General features: G+C 41.4%; 8 protein-coding genes. 7 read left to right on the plus strand and 1 reads right to left on the minus strand.

What is annotated here, in order from left to right; genetic code table 11:
- Window positions 1–98 precede the first annotated feature (98 nt).
- The 7 genes from RDS42_RS09660 (at window position 99) to RDS42_RS09690 (ending at window position 7,323) form a co-directional block, all read left to right on the plus strand.
- Window positions 99–1,217 carry an Ldh family oxidoreductase gene (locus RDS42_RS09660; RefSeq protein ID WP_022068290.1) on the plus strand — a complete coding sequence of 373 codons (1,119 nt, stop codon included), beginning with the start codon at window positions 99–101 and terminating at the stop codon, window positions 1,215–1,217.
- Between the two features lie 36 nt (window positions 1,218–1,253).
- Window positions 1,254–2,429 (plus strand): malic enzyme-like NAD(P)-binding protein, encoded by a 1,176-nt coding sequence (locus RDS42_RS09665; protein ID WP_308783478.1) that lies wholly within the window; start codon window positions 1,254–1,256, stop codon window positions 2,427–2,429.
- Between the two features lie 110 nt (window positions 2,430–2,539).
- Window positions 2,540–3,121: a glycerol-3-phosphate responsive antiterminator gene (locus RDS42_RS09670; RefSeq protein ID WP_022068292.1), complete on the plus strand. Its 582-nt coding sequence runs from the start codon at window positions 2,540–2,542 to the stop codon at window positions 3,119–3,121.
- Window positions 3,122–3,147: 26 nt separating this feature from the next.
- A complete protein-coding gene (gene glpK / locus RDS42_RS09675) occupies window positions 3,148–4,653 on the plus strand; it encodes a glycerol kinase GlpK (RefSeq protein WP_308783479.1) in 1,506 nt (501 codons plus the stop codon).
- A 255-nt stretch (window positions 4,654–4,908) separates the two neighbouring features.
- Window positions 4,909–6,210 (plus strand): potassium transporter TrkG, encoded by a 1,302-nt coding sequence (locus tag RDS42_RS09680; RefSeq protein WP_297883783.1) that lies wholly within the window; start codon window positions 4,909–4,911, stop codon window positions 6,208–6,210.
- A 34-nt stretch (window positions 6,211–6,244) separates the two neighbouring features.
- Entirely contained in the window at window positions 6,245–6,910 is a 666-nt protein-coding gene (locus RDS42_RS09685; RefSeq protein ID WP_308783480.1) for a TrkA family potassium uptake protein, read from the plus strand.
- Between the two features lie 116 nt (window positions 6,911–7,026).
- A complete protein-coding gene (locus RDS42_RS09690; RefSeq protein WP_138271201.1) occupies window positions 7,027–7,323 on the plus strand; it encodes a hypothetical protein in 297 nt (98 codons plus the stop codon).
- 325 nt (window positions 7,324–7,648) lie between these two features.
- Here RDS42_RS09690 and RDS42_RS09695 read toward each other — a convergent pair.
- The coding region (locus RDS42_RS09695) for a HEPN domain-containing protein (RefSeq protein WP_308783481.1) at window positions 7,649–8,088 on the minus strand (440 nt) is incomplete at its 5' end.

Genomic DNA, 8,088 nt, shown 5'->3' on the forward strand with positions numbered 1-8,088 from the left:
TAATATAGTTTAATTGTTGCAAAGAGACGAGAGACAATGCAATGAACACTAAGTGTTTTTTGCGTTGTCTTTTTTATTATGTTAAGGAGGATTTTAATATGCAGAAAGAAACAAGACCTTTTATTCCGTGGGAACTGGTAGATGATTTTATGACAGCAGTTTTTGTAAAACTGGGACTGCCGGAGGAAGATGCCCGTCTTTGTTCAGATGTTCTGATGCAGAGTGACAAATGGGGAATAGAAAGCCACGGCTGCAACCGTTTTAAACCGATTTATGTGGATCGTATCCGTAAGGGAATCCTTAATCCGATCACAAAAATAGATGTTCTGAAAGAAACACCAACCACAGCAGTTCTGGATGCCAATGACGGTATGGGAATGGTAGCAAGTAAAAAAGCTATGGATATGTGTATTGAAAAAGCGCATAAATATGGCATGGGAATGGTGGCAGTGAGAAATTCTTCCCATTACGGAATCGCAGGATACTGGGCTAACCTTGCTGCAAAAGAAAATATGATTGGTATTACGGGAACCAATGCAAGGCCGTCAATTGCACCTACATTTGGTGTAGAAAATATGATGGGAACCAATCCTCTGACCTTTGCAATGCCAACAGATGAAGAATTCCCGTTTCTTTTGGACTGTGCAACTTCTATTATTCAGAATGGTAAAATTGAGTATTATGCCAGAATCGGCAAAGATACACCGGCAGGAATGGTAATTGGAAGAGATGGTTCTACACTGACAGACAGTGCCCAGATCCTCAAAGATCTTCGCAGCGGAAATGCAGCCCTGGCTCCGCTGGGAGGCATCGGTGAAACACTTGCCGGATATAAAGGATATGGATATGCTGCTGTTGTGGAAATTCTTTCCGCAGCTTTGCAGTCAGGAATTTTCCTGAAAGATCTGGACGGAAAGGATGAAAATGGAAATCTTCGTCCATATCATTTAGGACATTTCTTTATTGCAATCGATACAGATGCATTTATGGGAGCAGAGGCATTTAAAAAGACTGCAGGGAATATTTTAAGAAATCTGAGAAATTCTCAGAAGGCGCCAGGACAGGAGCGTATTTATACAGCAGGAGAAAAGGAGCATGATGTATGGATGTACCGGAAGGACAAAGGTGTTCCTGTAACAGAGGCTGTACAGAAGGAATTTATACAGTTAAGAGACGAACTGGGATTAACAGAATTCAATTTTCCTTTTGAAGCATAAAAGAGAGAATGACAGAAAGTTGAGAGGAAGAAAATAATGGATTATGCAAAGGAATCATTAAAAAAACACAGTGAGTGGAAAGGGAAAATAGAAGTAGTCAGCCGAGTGCCGGTCTCCACAAAGGAAGATCTGGCGCTGGCATACACACCGGGAGTTGCTCAGCCATGTCTGGAGATCCAAAAGGATTTAGACAAAAGCTATGAACTTACAAGACGCCATAATATGTGTGCTGTGATTACAGATGGTTCGGCAGTTCTTGGTCTGGGAGATATTGGACCGGAAGCGGGAATGCCGGTTATGGAGGGAAAAAGTGTTTTGTTTAAAGCATTTGGAGATGTGGATGCCTTTCCGTTATGCATCAAAACAAAGGATGTAGATGAATTTGTAAATACAGTATATCTGTTATCAGGTTCTTTTGGCGGGGTCAATCTGGAGGACATTTCCGCACCTCGTTGTTTTGAGATTGAAAGAAAGCTGAAAGAAAAATGTGATATTCCGATTTTCCACGATGATCAGCATGGAACCGCAATTATTACTCTTGCAGGACTGTTAAATGCGCTGAAGGTTGTTGGGAAAGAGAAAGAAAATGTAAGAATTGTGACTTCCGGTGCAGGGGCAGCTGCTGTTTCTATTGTCAGATTGATCTTATCAGCAGGCTTTAAAAATGTTGTTATGTGTGACCGGAACGGCGCGATTTATGAGGGTCGAAAAGAAGGCATGAACTGGATCAAAGAAGAAATGGCACAATGCACAAACCGTGAGAAAAGAAAGGGAACTTTGGCAGAAATGCTGGTTGGGGCAGATATTTTCATTGGAGTTTCTGCTCCGGGGTTAGTAACCAGTGATATGGTCAGATCCATGGCTGAAGATGCGATTGTCTTTGCATGTGCAAATCCTACTCCGGAAATCTTTCCGGATGAGGCCAAGGCGGCCGGAGCAAAGGTAGTGGCCACAGGAAGAAGCGATTTTCCGAATCAGATCAATAATGTCCTGGCATTTCCCGGGGTATTCCGCGGTACATTTGATGTGCGTGCAAAAGATATCAATGAAGAGATGAAAATGGCGGCGGCCAGAGCGCTTGCAGAATTAATACCTGAAGAAGAACTGGGAGCAGATTATATTATACCAAAAGCTTTTGATCCAAGAGTAGGAAAGGCAGTAGCAAGTGCTGTTGCAAAAGCAGCGAAAGACTCAGGAGCAGCAAGGATCTGATAAACAGAATAATCGGAATGTAGTACATATTTCTTTGGACAGGCGTTGCAGTGACTGAAAAGCAATGCCTGTCTATCCTCATATTTTGATAAAGGCATTGGAGGTACAGCATGGAAAAGGAAACAATACTGGAACAATTTGAAGACTATCCTGTTATTGCTGCAGTTAAGGATGAAGACGGGCTGAAAAAATGTCTGGAATCAGGGGCGGAAATACAGATTGTATTTGTGCTTTATGGAGACCTCTGCAATATCGGGGATATTGTAGATCGTTTGAAAGAAGGCGGAAAAACGGTGATCATCCATCTTGACCTGATCAGTGGATTGGGAAACCGGGAGATTGTTGTAGATTATATAAAAAACACAACAAAAGCAGATGGGATCATATCTACAAAATCAACCTTGATAAAAAGAGCAAAAGAATTGGATTTTTTTGCAGTTATGCGCTTTTTTATGTTAGATTCCATGGTTTATGAAAATGTGAGAAAACAGATAGAAAATGTAAAACCGGATATGATAGAAATTATTCCGGGAGCGATGCCTAAGGTGATTTCCAGGCTTTGTGAATTTATTGAGGGTAAGGTTCCAGTGATCGCAGGGGGAATGATCATGGATAAGGAAGATACCATGAAAGCGCTGGATGCCGGGGCAACAGCAATTTCTACTACAAGACAGAATGTCTGGTTCATGTAAAATAAGAAGGACGAAGGTGCGGAAGTATGGCAAAATATGTGATGGCATTAGATGCGGGAACAACCAGCAACAGATGTATTTTATTTAATGAAAAAGGGCAGATGTGCAGTGTGGCACAGCGTGAATTTAAGCAGATTTTTCCAAAACCGGGCTGGGTGGAGCATGACGCTAATGAAATTTGGGCCAGCCAGCTGGGAGTGGCTGTGGAAGCTATGAACATGATTGATGCATCAGCAGCGGATATTGCTGCCATCGGAATTACAAATCAGAGAGAGACAACGATCCTTTGGGATAAAAATACAGGAGAACCGGTTTACAATGCCATTGTATGGCAATGCCGCCGGACATCAGAATACTGTGATTCCTTAAAAGAACAGGGGCTGACAGAAAAATTCCGGAGGAAAACAGGCCTGGTCATTGATGCGTATTTTTCAGCAACAAAGATCAAATGGATCCTTGATAATGTGCCGGGAGCACGTGAAAGAGCAGAAAAGGGCGAGCTTTTATTTGGTACTGTGGAAACATGGCTGATCTGGAAACTGACAAAAGGAAAAGCTCATGTTACGGATTATTCCAACGCAGCCAGGACAATGCTTTTTAATATCAATACGCTGGAATGGGATGATGAAATATTACAGATATTGGATATTCCAAAGGCAATCCTTCCGGAAGCAATGCCCAGCAGCTGTGTATATGGAATGGCAGATCCGGCATTTCTGGGAGGAGAGATTCCTATTTCCGGAGCGGCAGGAGATCAGCAGGCAGCTCTTTTTGGACAGACATGTTTTCAGGCAGGCGATGCAAAAAGCACTTATGGGACAGGCTGTTTTCTCTTGATGAATACAGGGGAAAAACTGGTATTTTCGGAAAATGGTCTGATCACAACTATTGCATGGGGCCTGGATGGAAAAGTGACCTATGCTTTGGAAGGTTCTGTTTTTGTGGCAGGCGCAGCAATACAATGGCTTCGTGATGAGATGCGGATCATTGACTCTGCAGAGGATTCTGAGTATATGGCAAAAAAAGTAAAGGATACCAACGGCTGCTATGTAGTTCCGGCTTTTACAGGTCTGGGAGCTCCTTACTGGGATCAGTATGCGAGAGGAACCATTGTGGGAATTACCAGGGGTGTAAACAAATGCCATATTATCCGGGCTACTTTGGAATCCCTGGCATACCAGGTGAATGATGTCCTGGTTGCCATGAAAGCAGATTCCGGAATTGCGCTTTCTTCTTTAAAGGTAGACGGGGGAGCCAGTGCGAATAATTTTCTGATGCAGACGCAGGCAGATATTATTAATGTACCTGTAAACCGGCCTCAGTGCGTGGAGACAACAGCTATGGGAGCGGCATATCTGGCCGGACTTGCAGTCGGATACTGGAAAGATCTGGAGGATATAAAAAATAATTGGATGGTCGATCGGACTTTTGTTCCGGTTCTGGAAGAAAAGACACGGACAGAACGGATACAGGGTTGGAAAAAGGCTGTTAAGTATGCCTATGGATGGGCAAAACAGAACGTCATTGTCTGAGTTGAATTTACGATTATTATAAGCTGAATAAAAATATAAAAAGCACGTGTTTCTGTGGAAAATAATTCTATGGGACACGTGCTTTTGCAAGTGATCCAGTCCGAAGTTACTATTGACAGGCTTCTGCAATTGGTGATATTCTCAAAATAACACAGAGAATGCAAAACGATTCTGACACTCTCTCTTTAGTTTTATAAAGAGGGAGTGTGTTTGTTATACAGCAACAATTCTGATAAAGAGGTTATGAATAAAATGATAAAGTATATAAAACAATTCATAAAAAAACAATCCCCCGGAAGGCTGATCGCAATGGGATTCGCCAGTGTGATACTGATCGGAACCATTTTGCTTTTAATGTCGGTCTCTGTTAAGGAAGGGGCAGAGGTGTCGTTTATTGACGCCTTATTTACATCCACCAGTGCAGTCTGTGTTACAGGTCTGATTGTAGTGGACACAGCAGATCATTTTACCGCGTTGGGACAGGGGATTATTGCAGTACTGATCCAGATTGGAGGTTTGGGCGTAACATCTGTAGGTGTAGGTCTTGTACTTGCAGCAGGAAAAAGGGTAAGCATCAAAAGCAGGCTTATGGTTAAAGAAGCTTTAAATGTCGGTGATCTGAAAGGTATGGTGAAGCTGGTAAAGGCTATCCTTATCATGACCCTGTGCTTTGAAAGCATTGGTGCAGCTTTGAGTTTTGTAGTCTTTGTACAGAATTACAGCCCGCTGCATGCTCTTGGCATCAGTATTTTTCATTCAATTGCTTTTAATAATGCTGGTTTTGATATTTTGGGAGGTCTTAGAAATCTGATCCCTTATCAGAATAATGTACTGCTTAATCTGACAACTTGTTTTCTGATCATAGCTGGAGGAATTGGTTTTCTTGTTATCCTGGATATTAAAAAAAATAAAAGATTTAAAAAGCTTTCTTTTAATTCAAAGATTGTTCTTTCCACCAGTGTGATTCTCCTGGCAGTGGGAACCCTGCTGCTTAAAATGACAGAAGATATCAGCTGGATGGGAGCTTTCTTTAACAGTGTATCGGCCAGGACAGCAGGATTTTCTACATATTCTGTGGGAAGCTTCAGCAATGCAGGACTGTTTGTCTTATGTTTTCTTATGTTCATAGGAGCATCTCCGGGATCAACAGGAGGTGGTATAAAAACAAGTACGTTTTTTGTGATGGCTCAGAAAGCCAGAGGTATGTGTACCAACGGGGTTACTGGAGCATTTAAGAGAAGTATTTCCAGCCAGAATGTTATGAAGGCTTTTACAATAACAATGCTTTCAGCCGCAGTAGTGGGCGTGTCTACGTTTCTGATGTGCGTTCTGGAGCCGGAATATAGTTTTATGCAGGTATTTTTTGAAATGGTATCTGCTTTTGGTACTGTCGGTCTTTCTACAGGAATCACTCCTGAACTGGGAATTGCGGCAAAGCTGGTGACAATACTGGTAATGTTTACAGGACGTCTTGGCGCGATTACCATGGTATCTATATGGAGTGATCACAAGGAGCCGAATATCAGGTATTCAGAGGAAACAGTAATAATAGGATAAGTATCCGTATTAATGGAAAGAAGAGGAAAAGAATATGTTTAAGAAAAAACCGGAAAAAGCTTATGCGGTAATAGGGCTTGGCCGTTTTGGAGAGGATTTGGCTATTATGCTTGCGGAATCAGGAAAAGAAGTGATCGTAGCAGACCGGGATGAAAACAAAATAAAAGAAATGAGGCAGTATACAGAGTATGCTTTCGTAGTTGAAAACTTAAATAAAGAAATTCTGAAGGAAATGGGAATCCAGAACTGTGACGTGGCTATAATCTGTATTGGTGAGCAGGTGGATATAAGTATACTGACGACTATGAGTGTTCTGGAGCTGGGAGTTCCCCGTGTGATTTCAAAGGCTCTCAGTGCAGAGCAGGGAGCTGTTCTGGAAAAGCTGGGTGCAGAGGTTGTTTATCCGGAACGCGATATGGCAGTCCGCCTTGGAAAAAAACTTTTGTCAGGACAGCTGATCGACTATGTCGCCCTGCTGCATGATGTGGAAATCCGACAGATCCAGGTGCCGGAAAGTCTGAATGGGAAAACAGTGGAAGAAATAGAGCTTCGTCAAAAATTTCGCCTGAATATTATTGCTATTGAAAATATAAGCGGAACAAATACAGAAGTAATTCCTGAGAATGTTCTGAAAAAGGATGATATTATTGTGGTTATTGGGAAGATTAAAAATATTAACAGTTTTGAAGAGTCTTTATAAAAACTGTTAACTTAATCGCTTATAGTCAAAAGATTAAAAGCAGAGCAGAAATCTTTTACGAAAAAATACAGGAGATATAATGTCATTATAATCATCTTAGGTGGGGGGACAAAAGTTTGAAAAAGAGAGGAATGTATATATTACTGTCCGGGATGATGATTTTTTCGTCTGCTTTATATGGCGGCATACGGGAAGTAAAGGCAGCTGGTGATGGAGAAATTCAGATTTCTGCAGAGATACTAAAAGTTGAAGTAAACGGTCAGGAAAAAGAAATGAACAGAGATCTGTACGAACTGGATGCTCTTCAAAGAAAAGAATTAGCCAGTACCGATATGATCACTGTAAAAACACCCAAAGAGGATGCGGCAGGAGACCTGATGAACGAATTTGGCGTGACCGGGGAACAGATGTAGCTTCTGAATGAACTGTGGCCAGGGTTCAGTAGTATGAAAGACAGCGAACCGGCAGCCTATGATCTGGAAAATGCAGTTTATCATAGTTTTTATTTAAAATAGCTTTCAGGTGAAAAGATTGACGCAATTGATTCTTTCCCAAAATTCGAATCTGATGGAGCAGATCCTGGTACTCAGATTGGAAAGTTTCTGACGAAGCATGTGACAATCCAAGGATAAAAATACTGGAAATTTTTGCAGAAGCTAAAGAAGAGGTTAAGGGAGAATAAATGGCATCTGTCAAATTAATGGCAGATGCCATTTATGGATTCAGAAAGGATGATAGCTACAACTGCTCATGATCTAATTTATGACAAACGTCAAGTACGAAATTACGTGTGCTTTCTACTGCCCTGTTTGCTTTTTCTATATCTCTGGAAGTGGGCATAAAACTATCTGCCCCGGGATACCTCGTGGTAAAGTAGAATCCGTCAATAACACCCATATTAGTTTCTGCTTCATCTGGTATTTTGATTCCCATATCATCCATAATATATTTCATAAGTTTGTTCAGACTATGTGATTTTAAAATCCATTCCTTTTCGCGCATCTCATGATTTGTGTCCGGGATCGCATATTCTGAAATAATGTGTTTCAGATATCTTTCACATATATTTTGACCAAGCGCTGCTAAAGCACTTCCTCTTACATTAGAATCGTAAGCCTGTCTAAAAAAGAGATAGTCATTTTCTGCAAAGTCAAAATATGATTCTAATGAATTTCCCA

Origin of the sequence: uncultured Blautia sp. (assembly GCF_902497045.1) — a bacterium.
Classification (GTDB): Bacteria; Bacillota; Clostridia; order Lachnospirales; family Lachnospiraceae; genus Blautia_A.